General features: G+C 68.6%; 17 protein-coding genes, 1 tRNA gene and 1 pseudogene. 11 read left to right on the forward strand and 8 right to left on the reverse strand.

All coding sequences use genetic code 11. From position 1 onward, the window contains the following. Nucleotides 1-31: 31 nt before the first annotated feature. Nucleotides 32-548: pseudogene (locus E5P2_RS06370) on the forward strand (AraC family transcriptional regulator); the annotation flags it as partial. On the opposite strand, the gene E5P2_RS06375 reads toward E5P2_RS06370, so the two are convergent. Continuing rightward, the gene (locus tag E5P2_RS06375; protein WP_162566303.1) at nucleotides 502-1,428 is read right to left on the reverse strand and encodes an alpha/beta fold hydrolase; all 927 of its coding nucleotides are present in this window, start codon (nucleotides 1,426-1,428) and stop codon (nucleotides 502-504) included. The pseudogene E5P2_RS06370 and the gene E5P2_RS06375 overlap by 47 nt on opposite strands. Nucleotides 1,429-1,591: 163 nt before the next feature. Beyond that, the gene (locus E5P2_RS06380; RefSeq protein ID WP_162566304.1) at nucleotides 1,592-2,083 is read right to left on the reverse strand and encodes a hypothetical protein; all 492 of its coding nucleotides are present in this window, start codon (nucleotides 2,081-2,083) and stop codon (nucleotides 1,592-1,594) included. A gap of 183 nt (nucleotides 2,084-2,266) precedes the next feature. Between E5P2_RS06380 and E5P2_RS06385 the strand changes: the two genes are divergently transcribed. The 4 genes from E5P2_RS06385 to E5P2_RS06400 all read left to right on the forward strand — a co-directional run bounded on the left by E5P2_RS06385 (nucleotide 2,267) and on the right by E5P2_RS06400 (nucleotide 7,810). Next, nucleotides 2,267-3,163 carry a formate dehydrogenase accessory sulfurtransferase FdhD gene (locus E5P2_RS06385; protein ID WP_174262642.1) on the forward strand — a complete coding sequence of 299 codons (897 nt, stop codon included), beginning with the start codon at nucleotides 2,267-2,269 and terminating at the stop codon, nucleotides 3,161-3,163. A 45-nt stretch (nucleotides 3,164-3,208) separates the two neighbouring features. Further along, on the forward strand, nucleotides 3,209-5,725 hold the full coding sequence (locus E5P2_RS06390) for an ABC transporter permease (protein WP_162566305.1): 2,517 nt from the start codon (nucleotides 3,209-3,211) through the stop codon (nucleotides 5,723-5,725). Between the two features lie 31 nt (nucleotides 5,726-5,756). Beyond that, a complete protein-coding gene (locus E5P2_RS06395) occupies nucleotides 5,757-7,328 on the forward strand; it encodes a phospholipase D-like domain-containing protein (protein WP_162566306.1) in 1,572 nt (523 codons plus the stop codon). 62 nt (nucleotides 7,329-7,390) lie between these two features. Further along, nucleotides 7,391-7,810 carry a group II truncated hemoglobin gene (locus E5P2_RS06400; RefSeq protein ID WP_162566307.1) on the forward strand — a complete coding sequence of 140 codons (420 nt, stop codon included), beginning with the start codon at nucleotides 7,391-7,393 and terminating at the stop codon, nucleotides 7,808-7,810. Nucleotides 7,811-7,816: 6 nt separating this feature from the next. Here the strand turns inward: E5P2_RS06400 and E5P2_RS06405 are convergent, their stop codons facing one another. Together E5P2_RS06405 and radC are read right to left on the reverse strand one after the other, a co-directional pair. Further along, nucleotides 7,817-8,473: a Smr/MutS family protein gene (locus tag E5P2_RS06405; protein ID WP_162566308.1), complete on the reverse strand. Its 657-nt coding sequence runs from the start codon at nucleotides 8,471-8,473 to the stop codon at nucleotides 7,817-7,819. A 66-nt stretch (nucleotides 8,474-8,539) separates the two neighbouring features. After that, nucleotides 8,540-9,217, reverse strand: a complete 678-nt coding sequence (gene radC, locus E5P2_RS06410; protein ID WP_162566309.1) for a RadC family protein — start codon at nucleotides 9,215-9,217, stop codon at nucleotides 8,540-8,542. A 65-nt stretch (nucleotides 9,218-9,282) separates the two neighbouring features. On the opposite strand from radC, the gene E5P2_RS06415 reads away from it, so the two are divergent. From E5P2_RS06415 to E5P2_RS06425, 3 genes are all read left to right on the forward strand, one after another. Next, nucleotides 9,283-9,741: an FKBP-type peptidyl-prolyl cis-trans isomerase gene (locus tag E5P2_RS06415; RefSeq protein WP_443083507.1), complete on the forward strand. Its 459-nt coding sequence runs from the start codon at nucleotides 9,283-9,285 to the stop codon at nucleotides 9,739-9,741. Nucleotides 9,742-9,823: 82 nt separating this feature from the next. After that, nucleotides 9,824-10,789 (forward strand): 4-hydroxy-3-methylbut-2-enyl diphosphate reductase, encoded by a 966-nt coding sequence (gene ispH / locus E5P2_RS06420; RefSeq protein WP_162566310.1) that lies wholly within the window; start codon nucleotides 9,824-9,826, stop codon nucleotides 10,787-10,789. Further along, a complete protein-coding gene (locus tag E5P2_RS06425) occupies nucleotides 10,786-11,757 on the forward strand; it encodes a threonine/serine dehydratase (RefSeq protein WP_443083508.1) in 972 nt (323 codons plus the stop codon). Before ispH ends, E5P2_RS06425 begins: the two co-directional genes overlap by 4 nt. 4 nt (nucleotides 11,758-11,761) lie before the next feature. Here E5P2_RS06425 and E5P2_RS06430 read toward each other — a convergent pair whose 3' ends face one another. Next, nucleotides 11,762-12,178, reverse strand: a complete 417-nt coding sequence (locus E5P2_RS06430) for a VOC family protein (protein ID WP_162566311.1) — start codon at nucleotides 12,176-12,178, stop codon at nucleotides 11,762-11,764. A 64-nt stretch (nucleotides 12,179-12,242) separates the two neighbouring features. Here E5P2_RS06430 and serS point away from each other — a divergent pair, with 64 nt between their 5' ends. From serS to E5P2_RS06445, 3 genes are all read left to right on the forward strand, one after another. Further along, a complete protein-coding gene (gene serS, locus E5P2_RS06435; protein ID WP_162566312.1) occupies nucleotides 12,243-13,574 on the forward strand; it encodes a serine--tRNA ligase in 1,332 nt (443 codons plus the stop codon). Between the two features lie 51 nt (nucleotides 13,575-13,625). Then, nucleotides 13,626-13,715 (forward strand) — tRNA-Ser (locus E5P2_RS06440). Between the two features lie 167 nt (nucleotides 13,716-13,882). Then, complete coding sequence (locus E5P2_RS06445; RefSeq protein ID WP_162566313.1) at nucleotides 13,883-14,410, forward strand: cupin domain-containing protein; 528 nt, start codon at nucleotides 13,883-13,885, stop codon at nucleotides 14,408-14,410. Between the two features lie 104 nt (nucleotides 14,411-14,514). Here the strand turns inward: E5P2_RS06445 and E5P2_RS06450 are convergent, their stop codons facing one another. The 3 genes from E5P2_RS06450 to E5P2_RS06460 form a co-directional block, all read right to left on the reverse strand. Next, a complete protein-coding gene (locus E5P2_RS06450; RefSeq protein WP_162566314.1) occupies nucleotides 14,515-15,450 on the reverse strand; it encodes a 2-hydroxyacid dehydrogenase in 936 nt (311 codons plus the stop codon). A gap of 84 nt (nucleotides 15,451-15,534) precedes the next feature. Continuing rightward, a complete protein-coding gene (locus E5P2_RS06455; protein WP_162566315.1) occupies nucleotides 15,535-16,113 on the reverse strand; it encodes a peptide deformylase in 579 nt (192 codons plus the stop codon). 37 nt (nucleotides 16,114-16,150) lie between these two features. Then, nucleotides 16,151-17,188 (reverse strand): hypothetical protein, encoded by a 1,038-nt coding sequence (locus E5P2_RS06460; RefSeq protein WP_162566316.1) that lies wholly within the window; start codon nucleotides 17,186-17,188, stop codon nucleotides 16,151-16,153. Nucleotides 17,189-17,194 lie beyond the last annotated feature (6 nt).

Below are 17,194 nucleotides of genomic sequence, written 5' to 3' on the forward strand. Positions count from 1 at the left end.
GGATTCGAGCAAGCCGCTGACGCTGACCTCGATCTCGGTCGGCACCGAGTTCGGGCAATGGGTGGTGCCTGCGGTCCACGCGGTCTGGATTCCGCCGCACCATGTCCATTCGCTGCGATCGCACGGTTCATTCGCGGGCTGGAGCGTGTACGTCCGCGAAGCGGGCTGCACGGCACTGCCTCGGCGGCCTTTCGCGCTCAAGGTCGCCGGCTTCATGCACGAGATCGTCGAACGCGCGATGGGCTGGCAAGGCGGCCCGCTGGACACGGCGCAGGCCCGCATCGCGACCGTGCTGCTCGACGAGATATCGGCGGCGCCGCTTCACGGCCGAGACCGGCTTCAGCTTCACCGAATGGCGCCAGCGCGCGCGGCTGATGCGGGCGCTCGAACAATTGGCCGCGGGCGAGCCCGTGACGCGCATCGCGCTCGACCTCGGTCACGAGAACGTCAGCGCCTTCATCGCGATGTTCCGCCGCACCTTCGGCGTCACGCCGGCGCGCATCAGTTGCGTGACAGCCCTGGCGCCCTTCGAGCGAGAAAGGGAGTGACCTTCGCGAGCAGCGCGTCGGGCGCTTCCTCGGCGATGTAGTGGCCGCAGGGCAGGGCCTCGCCTTCGACGTCGCGCGCCACGCGGCGCCATTCGTCCAGCGGTTGGAAGCAGCGATGGACCACGCCTTCGCGCCCCCACAGCACCAGCAGCGGTGGCTGCAGCTGGCGGCCGGCGTCGCGGTCGGCGCGGTCATGTTCGAGGTCGACGCCTGCCGCGGCGCGATAGTCCTCGCACAGGCCGTGCGCGGCGCCCGGCAGCGCGATGCAGCGCTGGTACTCGGCCAGGGCGCGCGGATCGAAGGGTGCGAGGCCGGCGCTGCGCCGGCCCATCACGTCGCGGATGTAGGCCGCAGGATCGGCTGCGATCAGCCGTTCGGGCAGCGGCGCGGGCTGGATCAGGAAGAACCAGTGCCAGTAGGCACGCGCGAACGCCTCGGTCGTCTGCTCGTACATCGCGAGCGTCGGCGCGATGTCGAGCAGCACCAGGCGCGCGACGGCGTCGGGATGGTCCATGGCCAGGCGATGCGCCACGCGCGCGCCGCGGTCGTGCGCCAGCAGGTCGAAGCGGTCGAAGCCGAGACGCTGCATCAACGTCACCTGGTCCTGCGCCATCACGCGCTTGGCGTAGTTGCCGTGGTCGGGTGCACCGGCCGGCTTGGACGAATCGCCATAGCCGCGCAGATCGGCGGCCACCACCGTGTGATGCAGCGCGAGCACCGGTGCGACGCGGTGCCAGATCGCGCGTGTCTGCGGATGACCGTGCAGCAACAGCAAGGGCGGCCCCGAGCCGCCGACCACTGCGGCAATGCGGATGCCATCGCCGACCTCGACGCTTCGATGCTCGAAGCCGGGGTACAGCGCAAGGGTCGATGTCGTCATGCTCGAAGTCTCCTCGCCCGCACGTCCGCAGCGTGCCGGTCCAGGAATGTCAGGCGTGGTTCGAGGCGCGGCGAGAGGCCGGAACGGGCCTCTCGCGATGGTAAGCGGGGCAGCGCAGTCGCGCTGCCGTCAGGGCCGATCGCCTGCGTGGTGCGGCGGCGCGTCAGGCCGGCTGGGCCTGCGACGCGGCAGCACGCTGCGTGCGGCGTTCGCCGATCATGCGGGCTGCCAGCTGGGCCGCCATTTCGAGCTTCTTCAGGTCGCGCAGTTCGAGCGCGGCGTCGGGATTGAAGCTGAAGGAGTAGAGCGTTCCGTACAACAGGCCGTCGCTCAGCACCACCGGCGCGCTGACATAGCAGCCGGACGGAACCTTGGCCCGCAGGACCTGCTTGCAGAAGGCCAGTTCGAGGGGTTCGGCCTGCTCGTCGATGAACTGGGCGCGTTCGCTCGGCTCGAGGCGGCGCGAGACGCGCTTGCCGTCGATGACTTCGGCCGCGAAGCCGGCTTCCATCCCGTGCTGCTCGCGCAAGAGCCTGAGAACCTGGTGGACGGCCTGATCGACCGCCGGGTCGCTCGCGTCGGCCGTGGCAATGAGGAGCTCGGACACCCTGACTTCGAGGTCGGCGGCACAGTAGTCGGGTTCGAAAAAGCTCATTGTGGACTCCGGTTGCGATGTATGTATTGGAAAGTATTACAGGCTACTTTTTTCAAAATGAGAACTATGGTTTTCTAAGTCTTGAGATATATGTCACAAAAGTACTACATGAGTACCTATGGGTTACATGATTTCTGCAGCCTCCCGGCTGGCTGCCCTGGCGCCATCGGCTATCGTCCCCCCATGGCCTCGCCCGACATCGCACCCGCAGGCGGCCGCGCGAGCGACCGGATGGCGCTGCCGCGCCTCACGCAGGCGAAGGCGGCGCTCACGCAAGAGGTCGAGGTCGTCGACGAGCATGGGGAGCGCGGCCGGATCTCGATCCCGGCCGAACGTGACCTGACGATCTATGTCGACCGTCGCGAACTGGTCACGCTGATGACGCTCGGCGCCCGGCCCGAACTGCTAGTGCTGGGCTACCTGCTGAACCAGCGGCTGATCGAATCGGCCGCCGACGTCGAGTCGGTCACTGTCGACTGGGAGGTCGGCGCCGCGGCGGTGAAGACTCACGCCGGCATCGACCGCATCGAGGAGCGCACTGCGAAGAAGGTGGTCACCACCGGTTGCGGCCAGGGCAGCGTGTTCGGTGCGCTGATGGGCGGCATCGACCGTCTTCATCTGCCCGGCACGCGCATGACCCAGGCGCAGCTCTACGCACTGGTCAACGCCATCCGCATTCAGGAGAGCACCTACAAGTCGGCCGGTTCGGTGCACGGCTGCGCGCTGTTCACGCTCGGCGGGGGCGATGACGACGTGAGCCTGCTGACCTTCGTCGAGGACGTGGGCCGTCACAACGCGATCGACACCATCGCGGGCTGGATCGCGATGCAGCCCGCGCAACTGCTGACCGGCGGGCGCGTGTTCTACACCACCGGCCGGCTGACCAGCGAGATGGTGATCAAGTCGGCCCAGATGGGCGTGGCCATCGTGGTGTCGCGCAGCGGCATCACGCAGATGGGCCACGAGATCGCCCAGCGGGTCGGCCTGTGCGCGATCGGACGCGCGACGAACCGCCACTTCGTCTGCTACGCAGGCGTCGACCGGCTGGTGCTGCAGCCCGAACTCGCCGGGACCCGGTAAATCCTTCGGCTTGGCTGGCGGTGGCCGCTCGGCTATCGTCGGACCATGAACGCTTCCCTACGCCTTGGTTGGCGCACGCTGTGGCGTGACCTGCGCGCCGGCGAGTTGCGCCTGCTGATCGTGGCCGTGCTGCTCGCGGTGGCGGCGCTCACGGCGGTCGGCTTCTTTGCCGATCGGCTCAAGGGCGGCCTGCAGCGCGACGCACGCCAGCTGCTGGGCGGCGACGCGGTGCTCGCGACCGACAACCCGACGCCGGCCGAGTTCGTGGCGCGCGCCAGGTCGCTCGGCCTGGACAGCGCGAGCACCTACGGCTTTCCGACCATGGCCCGTGCCAGCGACGCGCAGGGCGGCGCCAGCAAGCTGGTCGCCCTCAAGGCCGTGGCGCCGGGCTATCCGTTGCGCGGCAGCCTGCAGGTGGCCGACGGACCCGACGCGCCGGGACAGACCACGCGCGACGTGCCGGCGCCGGGCCAAGCCTGGGTCGACGCGTCGCTGCTCGAGTCGCTCGGCCTGAAGATGGGCGACACGCTGCTGCTGGGCGATGCCGCCCTGCGCATCGCGCGCGTGATCGTGCTCGAGTCCGATCGCGGCGCCGGCTTCATGAGCTTTGCACCGCGCGTGATGCTCAACCAGGCCGATGTGCCGCGCACGGGGCTGGTTCAACCGGCCAGCCGCGTGAGCTACCGTTTTGCGGTCGCGGGCGCGCCGGATGCGGTACAGCGCTTCAACGCCTTCGCCGACGCGACGATCAAGAAGGGCGAAGTGCGCGGCGCACGGCTCGAGTCCTTCGAGAGCGGTCGGCCCGAAATGCGCCAGACGATGGACCGTGCGGAGAAATTCCTCAACCTGGTCGCACTGCTGGCCGCGCTGCTGTCGGCGGTGGCGGTCGCGCTGGCCGCGCGCGGCTTCGCGGCCGGCCATCTGGACGACTGCGCCATGCTGCGCGTGCTGGGCCAGAGCCAGCGCACCATTGCGGGCGCTTATGCCTTTGAGTTCGCGCTGGTCGGGCTTATTGCGAGCGCGCTCGGCGTCGCCATCGGCTTCGGCGTGCACTATGCGTTCGTGCTGCTGCTGGCGGGCCTGGTCGAAAGCGCGCTGCCCGCGCCGACCTTCTGGCCCGTGGCCTTCGGCATGGGCATGGGGTTCACGCTGCTGTTCGCGTTCGGGCTGCCGCCGGTGCTGCAGCTGGCGCAGGTGCCGCCGCTGCGCGTGATCCGCCGCGACGTCGGCAACCTGAAGCCGGCATCGATCGCGGTGCTGGCGCTCGGCATCGCTGGCTTCGCGGCCTTGCTGGTCGCGGCCAGCAGCGACCTCAAGCTGGGGCTGATCGCGGTCGGCGGCTTCGCGGCGGCCGTCGCCGTGTTCGCGCTGCTGAGCTGGCTCGCGGTGCTGCTGCTGCGGCGCAGCGTCAACGAATCGACCGCGCCGCGCTGGCTGGTGCTGGCCACGCGGCAGATCTCGGCACGGCCGGCCTACGCGGTGGTGCAAGTCAGCGCGCTGGCCGTGGGCCTGCTGGCGCTGATCCTGCTGGTGCTGCTGCGCACCGACCTGGTCTCGAGCTGGCGCCAGGCCACGCCACCCGACGCGCCGAACCGCTTCGTGATCAACGTGATGCCCGACCAGAGCGAGGCCTTCCAGAAGACGCTGCGTGATGGCGGCGTGCGCCAGTTCGACTGGTACCCGATGATCCGCGGCCGCCTGGTCGCCATCAACGACAAGCCGGTCACGCCCGACGACTATGCGGACGACCGCGCCAAGCGGCTGGTCGACCGCGAGTTCAATCTCAGCAACAGCGTCGAGGCGCCACCGCACAACATCGTCACCGCGGGCGCATGGACGCCGGGCGCGCCGGGCGAGCTCAGCGTCGAGGAAGGACTGGCCGACACGCTCGGCCTCAAGCTCGGCGACCAGCTGCGCTTCGACATCGGCGGCATCCAGAGCGACGCACGCATCACCTCGCTGCGCAAGGTCGACTGGGGCTCGCTGCATGCCAACTTCTTCGTGATGTACACCGTCGCCGCGTTGGCGGACGTGCCGGTCACCTACATGGGCGCATTCCGTGCGCCCGAGGTCAAGGGCTTCGACAACGCGCTGGTGCGCGCCTTCCCGAACGTGACCAATGTCGATATGAGCGCCACCATCGGCCAGATCCAGCGGGTGCTCGACCAGGTGATCCGCGCCGTCGAGTTCCTGTTCGGCTTCACGCTCGCGGCCGGGCTGGTGGTGTTGTTCGCCGCCGTCACGGCCACGCGCGAGGAGCGGGCGCGCGAGTTCGCGATCATGCGTGCGGTCGGCGCGCGAGCGAGCCTGCTGCGCCAGGTGCAGCGCGCCGAGCTCGCCGGCGTCGGGCTGCTGGCGGGCTTTCTCGCGAGCCTCGTCGCTTCGGTGATCGGCTGGGCGCTGGCGCACTATGTGTTCGACTTCACCTGGACCGCATCGCCGCTGGTGCCGGTGGGCGGCGCGCTGGCCGGCGCGGTGCTGGCGCTGGCCGCCGGCTGGTGGGGCTTGCGCGACGTGCTGCGGCGGCCGGTGGTCGATACGCTGCGCCGTGCGGCCGAATAGGGGTGTTGCCGAAGTGAGCGAATGGCTGTCGATGAAGCTCGGATCGGCGTGGATCCGCCTGTGCGTCTTCGCTGTCGCCGTCGCGCTGGCCGGCTGCGCCAGCCTGCCGCCGCCCGTGGCGCAGACGCCGACGCATGCGCCGACGGATGTCGCGAACACCCGCCTCGCTCGCGTGGCCCGTGCCGGTGCGCCGGCCACCTCGCCTGCATTGTCGGGTTTTCGTCTGCTGCCTGAAGGGGCGACCGCCTTCGATGCCCGCCTTGCCCTGGTGCGCAACGCCGAGCGCTCGATCGACGCGCAGTACTACATCCTGTCGAACGACTCGACCGGACTTCTGTTCCTGCGCGAGCTGAACGATGCTGCGCATCGCGGCGTGCGCGTGCGACTGCTGGTCGACGATCTCTACACGTCAGGCAAGGACGAACTTCTCGCGCTCCTGGCTGCGCAGCCCAACTTCGAGGTGCGGGTCTTCAATCCGCTGCCCGTGCACTTCGGGCCGCTGGCGCTTCGCATCGCACTGTCGCTGCACGACCTGCGGCGCATCGACCGCCGCATGCACAACAAGCTCCTCGTGGCCGACAACAGCCTGGCCATGACGGGCGGGCGCAACATCGCCGACGAATACTTCATGCACAGCGACACCGCCAACTTCATCGACATGGACGTGCTGGCCAGCGGGCCGGTGGTGCGCGAGCTGTCCGATTCCTTCGACGACTACTGGAACAGCCCGCAGGTCTGGCCCATCGGCAGCCTGGTCCCGCGGCCTGTCGGCGATGCCGCGCAAAGGGCAGAGCGCCTGGCCATGCTGCTGCACGGCGCGCTCTCCTCGCTTGCCGAGCCGTCCGTCGACGTGCTGGGCAACACGCCGGTCGGGCAGCAGATCGCCGCCGGCCGGCTCGCGCAGACCTGGGCCGACGCGCGCGTACTGGCGGACATTCCGGAGAAGATCACCTACGACAACCCGGAGGCGCGCTTCGAGGACAGCGTCACGCAGCGCACCGTCGCCATCATGCTCGGGGCGCAGTCGGAGGTGACGATGATCTCGCCGTATTTCATTCCCGGCGACAACGGCATGAAGGTGCTCGAGGACAGCGTGAGACGCGGCGTGCGTGTCGACGTGCTGACCAACGCGCTCGACGCTACCGACGAGTCGCTGGTCTATGCCGGCTATGCACGCTACCGGCTCGCCATGCTCAAGGCGGGCATACACATCTACGAGCTGGGCGGCACGCTGGCGCGGCGCGACCGGCAGCTCGGCGACTTCCGCAGCTCGAGCGGCCGGCTGCATGCCAAGATCGCCGTGGTCGACCATCGCCGGCTGTTCGTCGGCTCGATGAACCTCGATGGGCGCTCGGCCCGCCTCAACACCGAGATCGGCCTCGTGATCGACAGCCCCGACCTCACCGCCCAGTTCTACACGTTGATGCCCGCTCGCGAGCTCGGCGCCTACGAGCTGCGGCTCGACGCGGCGGGCGCGCTCGAATGGGTGGAGCACGACGTGGACGGCAGCGACAAGGTGATTCGCGACGAGCCCGGCGCGAGCCTGTTCCAGCGCGTCACGGACTGGCTGCTGCTGAAGGTGGTTCCCGAGGGCGCGCTGTAGCCGCGCGGCCGAATGGGCCGCGGCGCGCCGGGTGCATTCGCATGTGGCGACAATGGCGCCCGATGCAGATACAAGACAAGGCCCCCTTCGACACGCCCTACGAATGGATCGGCGGCGAAGCCCGCGTCCATGCGCTGGTCGAGCGCTTCTACGACCTCATGGACCTCGAGCCAGGCTACGCGCAATTGCGCGCGGTGCACGGGACGACCCTCGACAACGCGCGCCAGCGCCTGTTCTGGTTCCTGTGCGGCTGGCTCGGCGGCCCGCAGCACTACACCGATCGCTTCGGCCATCCGATGCTGCGCGCCCGGCACATGCCGCAGAGCATCGGCGGCCACACCATCGGCATCAGGGAACGCGATCAGTGGCTGGCCTGCATGGACCAGGCGATGGGGGAGACCGGCGTGCCCGAGGAATTGCGCGAGCGCCTGCGCGGTTCGTTCTTTCAGACCGCCGACTGGATGCGGAACAGAGGCGAGTAGCGAAGCTCAGCGTCGCGTGGGCGCCAGCAACACCACCAACGCACCTGCACCGCCTTCCGACGGCTTGGCCTGCACGAAGGCCAGCGTCTCGGTTTTCTGGATCAGCCAGCGCTGCACCTTGGCCTTGAGCACCGGTTGCCGGCCGGGCGAGCCGATGCCCTTGCCGTGCACCACGCGCACGCAGCGCAGGCCCTGCTTGTGGGCCGTGCGCACGAAGGCGCCGAGCGCCTCGCGCGCTTCGTCACTGCGCATGCCGTGCAGGTCGATCTCGCGCTGGATCGACCATTCGCCGGCGCGCAGCTTGCGCGTCACGTCGGTATGGATGCCGGTGCGGCGAAAGCTCATCGCATCGTCGGCATCGAGCAGCGTGGTGACATCGAACTCGTCGGACAGCGACTCGTGCAGCACGCGCTGCTCGTCGAGCTGATGCTGCACCGGGATCGGCGCCGGCGGTTCGGGCGCGAGCGGCACCGCCGCCTTGCGCCGCAGCGGCTGCGTGGCGCCGATCGCGCGCGTGAACAGGTCCTGCTCGGCCGCGCGCTTCTTCTCGGCCGCTGCGTGCGCCGCGGCCTCGGCCGCTTCGCGCTCGCGCCGTTCGGCGAGCGAGCGCTGCACCTGCTTGAGGTCGGCGAGGCTGCGGAGATGATTCGGCTTGACGGGCATGGGCGTGACAGGCGTTCGCCGCCTTGCCCCCATTGTGCGGGATTGCAGACGCGGGTTGCCGCGGCTTCAGAGCAGCCCGTGCTCGGCCATCGACAGCGTCTCGCCCGGCGTCACGATCATGTGGTCGAGCACGCGCACGTCGACCAGCGCGAGCGCGGCCTTGAGCGTGCGCGTGAGGGATTCGTCGGCGCGCGAGGGCTCCGTGCATCCGCTCGGATGGTTGTGCGCCAGCACCAGGGCCGAGGCCTGGTGATGCAGCGCACGCGTGACCACCTCCCGCGGATACACGCTGGTGTGCGTGAGCGTGCCGCGGAACAGTTCCTCGAGCGCGATCAGCTTGTGCTGCGCGTCGAGGAAGAGCACGGCGAACACCTCGTGCGCCTTGGCGGCGAGATGGAGCTGCAGGTAGTGCTTGACCGCATCCGGCGAGTCGAACACCGTGCGCTGCTTCAGGCGCTCGCCCAGCACGCGGCGCGCCAGCTCGAGCACGGCCGTCAGCTCGGCCCGCTTGGCAGTGCCGCCCAAGCCCTTGATGCGCCGCAGCGCAGGAAGGTCGGCATGCAGCAGGCCGGCGAGGCCGCCGAAGCCGTCGAGCAGCTCCTGTGCGAGCTGCAGCACGTTCTTGCCGGCGACGCCGGTGCGCAACAGCAGCGCCAGCAGTTCGGCATCGCCGAGCGCGCCGGCGCCGCGTGCGATGAGTTTTTCGCGCGGCCGGGCTTCGGCAGGCAAATCCTTGAAAGACATGCTTTGATGAGGGCTCTGGCCCCACTCCCTAAAATACAAGGCCCAGTGTATAGGGACCGCCCATCTTGTCTTTGCCCACATCCGCCGCCGCCGTCACGCCCGGTTCCTTCCTCACGCTGCATTACCGGCTGGCCGGACCTGCGGGCGACATCATCAACACCTTCAACGACAAGCCGGCCACGCTGTCGCTCGGCACGGGCGAGCTTTCGCCCGCGGTCGAGCAGCGGCTGCTCGGGCTGGAAGAGGGGACGCACGCCACTTTCGAGCTGCCGCCCGGCGAGGCCTTCGGCGAGCGCAATCCCGAGATGCAGCAATGGGTGGCACGCACCCTGCTCGCGAAGATGGGCGATCCCGACGAGCACTATGCCGTCGGCGACGTGGTGCAGTTCCCCACGCCCGACGGCACGGGCAGCTACGCCGGCGCGGTGATCGAGTCGAACGAGACCGCCGTGCGCTTCGACTTCAACCATCCGCTCGCAGGCCAGCCGGTGACCTTCGAGCTGCGACTGATCGGCATCCTGTGAGCGCCGCGCCGGGCCGTCCCAAGCAAGCTCGCGCCCCCTCGGGGGGCAGCGAGGACACGAAGTGCCGAGCGTGGGGGCACCCATGAACAGCGTGAAGGAGGTCCTTCTGGCCGAGCCACGCGGCTTCTGCGCTGGCGTCGACCGCGCGATCGAGATCGTCGAGCGCGCGCTGGCGAAGTTCGGCGCGCCGATCTACGTGCGGCACGAGATCGTGCACAACACCTATGTGGTGAACGAGCTCAAGGCCAAGGGCGCGATCTTCATCGAAGATCTGGCCGAAGTGCCGCCCGGTGCGACGCTGGTGTTCAGCGCCCATGGCGTGAGCAAGGCCGTGCAGGCCGAGGCGCGCGCGCGCGGCTTCGAGGTCTTCGACGCCACCTGCCCGCTGGTGACCAAGGTGCACGTCGAGGTCGCCAAGCTCGCGAAGGAGGGCTACGAGTTCATCATGATCGGCCACAAGGGGCATCCCGAGGTCGAGGGCACGATGGGCCAGCTTTCCAGCGGCATCCACCTGGTCGAGGACGTGGCCGACGTGGCCCATGTGTCGCCCGCTCAGACCGCCAGGCTCGCCGTCGTGACGCAGACCACGCTGTCGGTCGACGATGCGGCCGAGATCTCGGCCGCGGTGCGCGCGCGCTTTCCGAGCGTGCGCGAGCCCAAGCAGCAGGACATCTGCTATGCCACGCAGAACCGACAGGATGCGGTGAAGCTGCTGAGCCCGCAGGTCGAGCTGGTGATCGTGGTCGGCAGCCCGACCAGTTCCAACAGCAACCGCCTGCGCGAACTCGCGCAGCGCCTGGGCACCGAGAGCTACATGGTCGACTCCGCCGCCGAGCTGCGGCCCGAATGGTTCGAGGGCAAGCACAGCGTCGGCCTCACGGCCGGTGCGTCCGCACCCGAGGTGCTGGTGCGCGAGGTGATCGATCGCATCAAGGCGCTGGGCGCGGTGTCGGTGCGCAAGATGCAGGGCATCGAGGAGACGCTCAAGTTCCCATTGCCCAAGGGCCTCAAGCTGGACGACATCCCCGCGCCGGGGCACATCTCGTGAGCGCCGCGACGATCGCGACGATCGACTGGCGCCACGACATCGAGGCCGCAGCGCAACGTCTGCACGCGCGAGTGCCGGGCTTTCTGCGCGAGACCCCGCTGTGGAAGCTGAGGGGCGAAGCGCTCGGCCTGAAAGCGCGCGGTGCCGAGGTCTGGCTGAAGCTCGAACATCTGCAGATCAGCGGCAGCTTCAAGGCTCGCGGCATGATGAACCGGCTGCTGGCCAACGACATTCCTGCCAGCGGCGCGATCGTGGCCTCCGGCGGCAACGCGGGCATCGCGACGGCCGCGGCGGCGCAGGCGCTCGGCGTGCCATGCGAGGTGTTCCTGCCGGTCGTGTCGTCCGAGGCCAAGCGCGCCCGGCTGCGCGCGCTCGGCGCACAAGTGGTCGTTGGCGGCGAGGTCTATGGCGATGCGCTCTCGGCCTGCCTCGAGCGGCAGCGCGAGACCGGTGCATTGCTCACCCATGCCTACGATCAGCCCGAAGTGGTGGCCGGCGCAGGCACGCTCGGCCGCGAGATCGAGCAGCAGGGCGGCATGCCGGATGCCGTGCTCGTCAGCGTGGGCGGCGGCGGTCTGATCGCTGGACTCGCCGGCTGGTTCGAAGCGCGCAGCCGCGTGGTGGCGCTGGAGCCTGAGCGCGCACCGACGCTGTTCAACGCGCGCGCGGCGGGCGAGCCGATCGATGTCGACGTCGGCGGCGTCGCGGCCGATTCGCTCGGCGCGCGGCGCATCGGCGCGATCTCGTGGGAGATCACGCAGCGTCACGTGCGTGATGCGCTGCTGCTGTCCGACGAGGCGATCCGTTCGGCGCAGCTGTGGCTGTGGCGCGAACTGAAGCTGGCCGTCGAACCGGCCGCGGCGCTGCCGCTGGCCGCGCTGCAAAGCGGCGCCTATGTGCCGCGCGAGGGCGAGAAGATCTGCCTCATCGTCTGCGGCGCGAACGTCGATCCCGCCACGCTGGCCTGAACGTTCAGCTCTTGGCGGGCATTTCTTCGGTGTTGATCATCCACGGCACGCCGAACTTGTCTTCGAGCACGCCGAAGCCCGTCGACCAGAACTGAGGCCCGAAGGGCATCGTGACCTTGCCGCCTGCGCCGAGCGCCTTGAACAGCGCTTCGCCTTCCTGCACGTTCTTGGCCTGGACCGAGAGCGAGAAACCCTTGTAGCCTTCGAAGGGATATTCGGGCGGCGCATCGGACGCCATGATCTGGTGGCCGCGCGCTTCGAGCGTGGCGTGCATGATCTTGTCCTTGAGCGCGGCGGGCGTGTCCTTGCCCATCGGACTCTCGCCGAAAGTCATGCTGAAGAGGATTTTGCCGTCCAGGCATTTCGCATAGAAGGCGAGTGCTTCGGCCGCATTGCCGTTGAAGGTCAGATAGGCTTGCATGTTGTTTCCCTGGGTTGAACATCAGGCGCACGGGGCACGGAGTCGTGCCCTCTAAAATCACCTGATGCTTGATATTACGTCGCTCCGCAAGGATCTTCCGTCGGTGGTCGCCCGGCTCGAAACGCGCAAGAAGAACCAGACTTTTCTCGACGTCGCCGCGTTCACCGCGCTCGAGGCCGAGCGCAAGACCCTGCAGACCCGCACCGAGGAATTGCAGGCGCGCCGCAACACCCTCAACAAGCAGATCGGGCCGCTGAAGGCCAGGGGCGAATCGGTCGATGCGCTGATGGCCGAGGTCAACGCGCTCAAGGCCGAACAGGAATCCTCGGCCGTCCGGCTCGACGAGATCCAGCCCGAACTGCACGCGCTGCTGATGGCGGTGCCGAACCTGCCGCACGAGAGCGTGCCCGTCGGCGAGGACGAGCAGGCGAACGTCGAGGTCCGCCGTTGGAGCCCGCAGGGCGGCGACGGCGCGGCGGCCCCGGAACTCGGCTTCGCGGCCAAGGACCACGTCGACCTCGGCGCACCGCTGGGCCTCGATTTCGAGATGGGCACCAAGCTCTCGGGCTCGCGCTTCACGGTGATGAAGGGGCCGATCGCTCGCCTGCACCGTGCGCTGTCGCAGTTCATGCTCGACGTGCAGACGCAGCAGCATGGCTATACCGAGTGCTACGTGCCCTATGTCGTCAACGCGGAGACGCTGCGCGGCACCGGCCAGTTGCCCAAGTTCGAGGGCGATCTGTTCGCCGCGAAGAAAGGCGGCCAGGAAGGCGAGCCCGCGCCCGACCACGCGGCGCTCTATCTGATTCCCACCAGCGAGGTGCCGCTCACCAACTTCATGCGCGACGAGATCGTGGCGGAGTCGCAATTGCCGATCAGGCTCACTGCCCACACGCCCTGCTTTCGTTCGGAAGCGGGCAGCGCCGGGCGCGACACGCGCGGCATGATCCGGCAGCATCAGTTCGACAAGGTCGAGATGGTCCAGATCACGCATCCCGACCACAGCTACGAAGCCCTCGAAGCCATGACGAAGCATGCCGAGGCGGTGTTGCAGGCGCTGGCACTGCCGTACCGCGTGGTGCTGCTGTGCACCGGCGACATCGGCTTCGGCGCGGCCAAGACCTACGACCTCGAGGTCTGGCTGCCGGCGCAGAACACCTACCGCGAGATCAGCTCGGTCTCGAACTGCGAGGCCTTCCAGGCGCGCCGCCTGCAGGCCCGCTTCAAGAATGCGAAGGGCAAGAACGAGCTGGTGCACACCCTCAACGGCTCGGGCCTGGCGGTGGGCCGCACGTTGGTCGCGGTGCTCGAGAACCATCAGAACGAGGACGGTTCGATCACCGTGCCGGCGGCGCTGCGGCCGTACCTCGGCGGCATCGAGGTGCTGCGCGCCTGAGAGGGAAATCGCGGCACGGGCTCTGCTAGAATTCCGGGCTCGACAGACACCGGAGAGGTGGCAGAGTGGTCGAATGTACCTGACTCGAAATCAGGCGTCCGTGCGAACGGACCGAGGGTTCGAATCCCTCCCTCTCCTCCAGTGACATTTTTTCAGGCTGTCTCAGGCAGCCTCAAGAAACCCCGAAAACCTGCGTCCAGCATAGGTTTCGGGGTTTTTCTTGTCCAGGCGGTCTCGTCTGTCCTCTTCGCGTCTCGGATTTCTGTCTGTGTGGCGTGTTGATATCAGCGGGTTTTCATTCAGGTGAATTGGCAGAGCAAATCCTGCCGGCGGCCACGCTCTCGCGCATCGAGAACAACAAGATGTCGCCGACCTTCGGGGTGCTGGCACGCGTGATGGTGGGCCTGGGCACCGACTGGGCCGGCCTGCCGGGCGCGCAGCCGCTGCCGTCCGGCGAACGCCTCCTGAGCTTCGCCGATCCGGGCGAAGGCCAGTCCACCGAGATCCGGCAATCCAGCGCGCGGATCCTCCACGCCAGCGACGCGGCGCGCCAACTGCCGCTCCTGGTGGAGGTGCACACGGGCGATCTCGACGAGGTCGGCGGGCTCGCGGCGCATCCCGGCGAGGAGTTCTGCTATGTGCTGTCGGGCACGCTGCTGCTGCACATGCAGGGTCATGCGCCGCGCGTCATGAAGGCGGGCGCGAGCGCACTGTTCGACAGTTCGGTGCCCCATGCCGATGTGGCTGGCGCCAGCGGCAGCGCCAAGGTCCTGATCGTCTCGCAGCGGCCGCCAGGCTACAGCCCGGAGATGGCCGCAGGTACGCCCAGCACTTGAAGAAAGGCCCCTGGGATGTCCGCCGGCTCGCGCGCTTCGTGCTCCGCGCGCGAGGAAAGAGAGCGCCGAACGGGAAGTTCGATGGCCGAAGCGCTACGCTGGCCTCAATAGCCGAGTTCGAGATCGACTCTGCGCACGAGGGCTTCGCCGCGCCGCAATCGGGCGGCGTTCTCCACGACCTGCGCGACCACCGTCTCGGGCCGAGCCATGGTCGCCATGTGCGGCGTGATCAGCACGCCGGGCGTCGACCAGAGCGGGCTGTCCGTGTGCAAAGGTTCCTGTTCGAACACGTCGATCACCGCGCCGCGCAATGGCCCCCGCGCGATCGCTTCGATGAGGTCGCGCTCCACGAGATGTTCGCCGCGGCCGCAATGCACCAGCGCCGCGCCTCGAGGCAGCGCATCCAGGGTCGTGTGCGAGAGGATGCCGCGCGTGGCCTCGGTGAGCGGCAGCAGGCAAACGAGCACGTCCGTGGCCCTGAGGAATGGCAGAAGCCCGGCTTCCCCGCTGAACACATTCACTCCCTGGAATTCGCGCGGCGTGCGCACCCAGCCGTTCACCGTGTAGCCGAGCGACGGCAGGATCGTCGCGACGCGGCTCGCCATTTCGCCCAGCCCCATCAGGCCGACGCGGCACCGGGCCGCCGGCGTCTGCACTGGCCGAGTCCAGGCGTGGCGCGCCCCGCTTCGGAGTGCCTCGTCGAAGCGGCGATGAAAATAAAGCACGGCCCAGAGTACGTACTGCAGCATGCCTTCGGCGAGCAGCGGATCGACGACGCGGCACACCGGGATTGCGTGCAGCGCCTGGCCCGCAATGACGTTGTCCACACCCGCCGCGATGCTGTGCACGAGCCGCAGGCGAGGCATCCTGGCGTAGAGCCCTGGCGGGACTTCCCATCCCGCAATGATCTCGGCGTCGTGGCAGCGCGGATCGGGCCAGACCACGACGTCGAGCCCGGGATCGGCATCTTCGATCATGGGCTTGAAAGCCGAAAGATCGTGGCGCTGGCTGACGAGCGCGAGCACGGTGCGGCAGTTCATCGCATCGGTCGCCTTGCGAGCCCGGCGCTCAGGCGATACCCCTTGCGCTTCGGGTTCGCGCAGCCGCGCCTCGCAGAGCCGCGCTCACGACGCGTCGTCGTCGCCGCCGTCGAATTCGGCGGCCGAGTAGGTGTAGACGCCCCGCGGCCCGCACACCTCGGAGGCGAATGCGAGCGCGCTCGCATCGGGCATCCGCGCGGGATAGAGAACGCCGTCGAGGTGGTCGCACTCGTGCTCCAGCAGCGTTGCGTGGTAGCCGCGACACTCGCGCTCGTTCCATTGGCCGTCGAGCGACTGCCAGCGGATCATGATGTGCGGATGGCGCGGCACCCGGGCGTAGAGTCCCGGCAGCGAGAGGCAGCGCTCCCAGAGATTCACGGTCCTGTCGGTGAGCGGCGTGATCACCGGGTTGATCAGCGGCGTCCACGGCACCGGCTGCGTGCGCGCATGCTCGGGGATGCGCGAGGCCGGCAGGGCGTAGAGCACCACGCGCAGCGGCGTGCCGATCTGCGGCGCGGCAAGGCCGATGCCGGCGACCGAATCGAGCGTCTCGCGCATGTCGTCGATCAACGCGCGGATCCCGGGTGACGAAGGGTCGGCCACCGGCTCGGAGACGACGGTCAGCGCCGGGTTGCCCATCTTGAGAATGCTTCGGACAGCCATGGATCAGGGCTCCTTTCTGAGCAGATGAGTCGGTTCTTCAATCGAGGCGGCGCAGCATCGCGTCGTGCAGCGCGCGCAGCGGCGCGGGTCCGACGAAGCGGCCCTGGTCCACGATCTGCAGGTCGCCGATCCACAGCGACTGGTCGAGCACGATGCCGTCCGGATGGTTCTCGCCGCCGCCGGATTCCCACCACGGCAGGCCCATGCCGATGGCATTGCTGCCCGGAAGGCGGATGTCCTCGACGAACTGGTCTCCGGTGAGCCGCGCGGCCGGATGGAAGCCGTAGGTGAAATGAACGAAGGTGCCGAGCGTGTTCTCGCCGCTCGCGCGGCGCAGCGCGCGTTCGAAGCTCGCCGCGTCCTCGGGTGCCTCGCCGTGGACACGGGTGATGTGGCCGTCGGCCTCGATGACGATGGGCTTGCGCAGGCGCCGGTAGGTCTCGTCGAACAGGGCCTGGATGACGATGCGGCCGCGCACCGAATCCTTCGTCGGGTACAGGCTCTGTGCGCCCGGCACCGTGTCCATGCCCGGCGCGCGCATGCTGCGCGGCCGCTTGAGCTTGACCTTGTCGAGCACGAAGCTCACGTCGGTGCCCGCCGCGCAGGTGAAGCGCGCAGTCTCGCCCGCATGCTCGGAGACGAACTCCATGAAGCCGATGTTGAAGTCGAGCAAGGTGCTGAACTCGACGCCGCCATAGAGCCGCGCGAGGCTGTCCGCGCGCGAGATCGCGATGAGTCCGTAGCGGCAGCGCCGGGCTTCCATCGCCGCGTTGTGGATGCGCGAACCGGCGTGGTAGGGAAAGCAGAAGTCGAGCCAGACATCGGAAGCCACCACCGCGGCCGCGAGCGAATCGCCCACATAGGGATCGGAGAGCCCGCCCTGGAACGGCAGCGAAGGCGCCAGCGCGACCAGCGGCTTGCCCCCTTGCCGCAGCACGGCCTGCACGACCGCGTCGACGAGTTCGCGCTCGACGCTCGAGTCGGCCGTGAGCAGCACGCTTTCGCCTGGAGAGACGCAGAACTGCTCGCGCACGAGGTTGTCGGCGGCACGCACCAGACGGGGATGTGAAAACATGGAGTT

The sequence above is a fragment of the Variovorax sp. SRS16 genome, from assembly GCF_901827165.1.
Lineage (GTDB): Bacteria > Pseudomonadota > Gammaproteobacteria > Burkholderiales > Burkholderiaceae_C > Variovorax.

Bases quoted from the DNA above. Each gene is read 5' to 3' on its own strand.
- E5P2_RS06375 (WP_162566303.1), bottom strand. From the start codon at position 1,428: ATGACGACATCGACCCTTGCGCTGTACCCCGGCTTCGAGCATCGAAGC.
- E5P2_RS06455 (WP_162566315.1), bottom strand. From the start codon at position 16,113: ATGGCTGTCCGAAGCATTCTCAAGATGGGCAACCCGGCGCTGACCGTC.
- E5P2_RS06395 (WP_162566306.1), top strand. From the start codon at position 5,757: ATGAAGCTCGGATCGGCGTGGATCCGCCTGTGCGTCTTCGCTGTCGCC.
- E5P2_RS06430 (WP_162566311.1), bottom strand. From the start codon at position 12,178: ATGCAAGCCTATCTGACCTTCAACGGCAATGCGGCCGAAGCACTCGCC.
- E5P2_RS06400 (WP_162566307.1), top strand. From the start codon at position 7,391: ATGCAGATACAAGACAAGGCCCCCTTCGACACGCCCTACGAATGGATC.
- ispH (WP_162566310.1), top strand. From the start codon at position 9,824: ATGAACAGCGTGAAGGAGGTCCTTCTGGCCGAGCCACGCGGCTTCTGC.
- E5P2_RS06450 (WP_162566314.1), bottom strand. From the start codon at position 15,450: ATGAACTGCCGCACCGTGCTCGCGCTCGTCAGCCAGCGCCACGATCTT.
- radC (WP_162566309.1), bottom strand. From the start codon at position 9,217: ATGTCTTTCAAGGATTTGCCTGCCGAAGCCCGGCCGCGCGAAAAACTC.
- E5P2_RS06380 (WP_162566304.1), bottom strand. From the start codon at position 2,083: ATGAGCTTTTTCGAACCCGACTACTGTGCCGCCGACCTCGAAGTCAGG.
- E5P2_RS06385 (WP_174262642.1), top strand. From the start codon at position 2,267: ATGGCCTCGCCCGACATCGCACCCGCAGGCGGCCGCGCGAGCGACCGG.
- E5P2_RS06390 (WP_162566305.1), top strand. From the start codon at position 3,209: ATGAACGCTTCCCTACGCCTTGGTTGGCGCACGCTGTGGCGTGACCTG.
- E5P2_RS06460 (WP_162566316.1), bottom strand. From the start codon at position 17,188: ATGTTTTCACATCCCCGTCTGGTGCGTGCCGCCGACAACCTCGTGCGC.
- serS (WP_162566312.1), top strand. From the start codon at position 12,243: ATGCTTGATATTACGTCGCTCCGCAAGGATCTTCCGTCGGTGGTCGCC.
- E5P2_RS06405 (WP_162566308.1), bottom strand. From the start codon at position 8,473: ATGCCCGTCAAGCCGAATCATCTCCGCAGCCTCGCCGACCTCAAGCAG.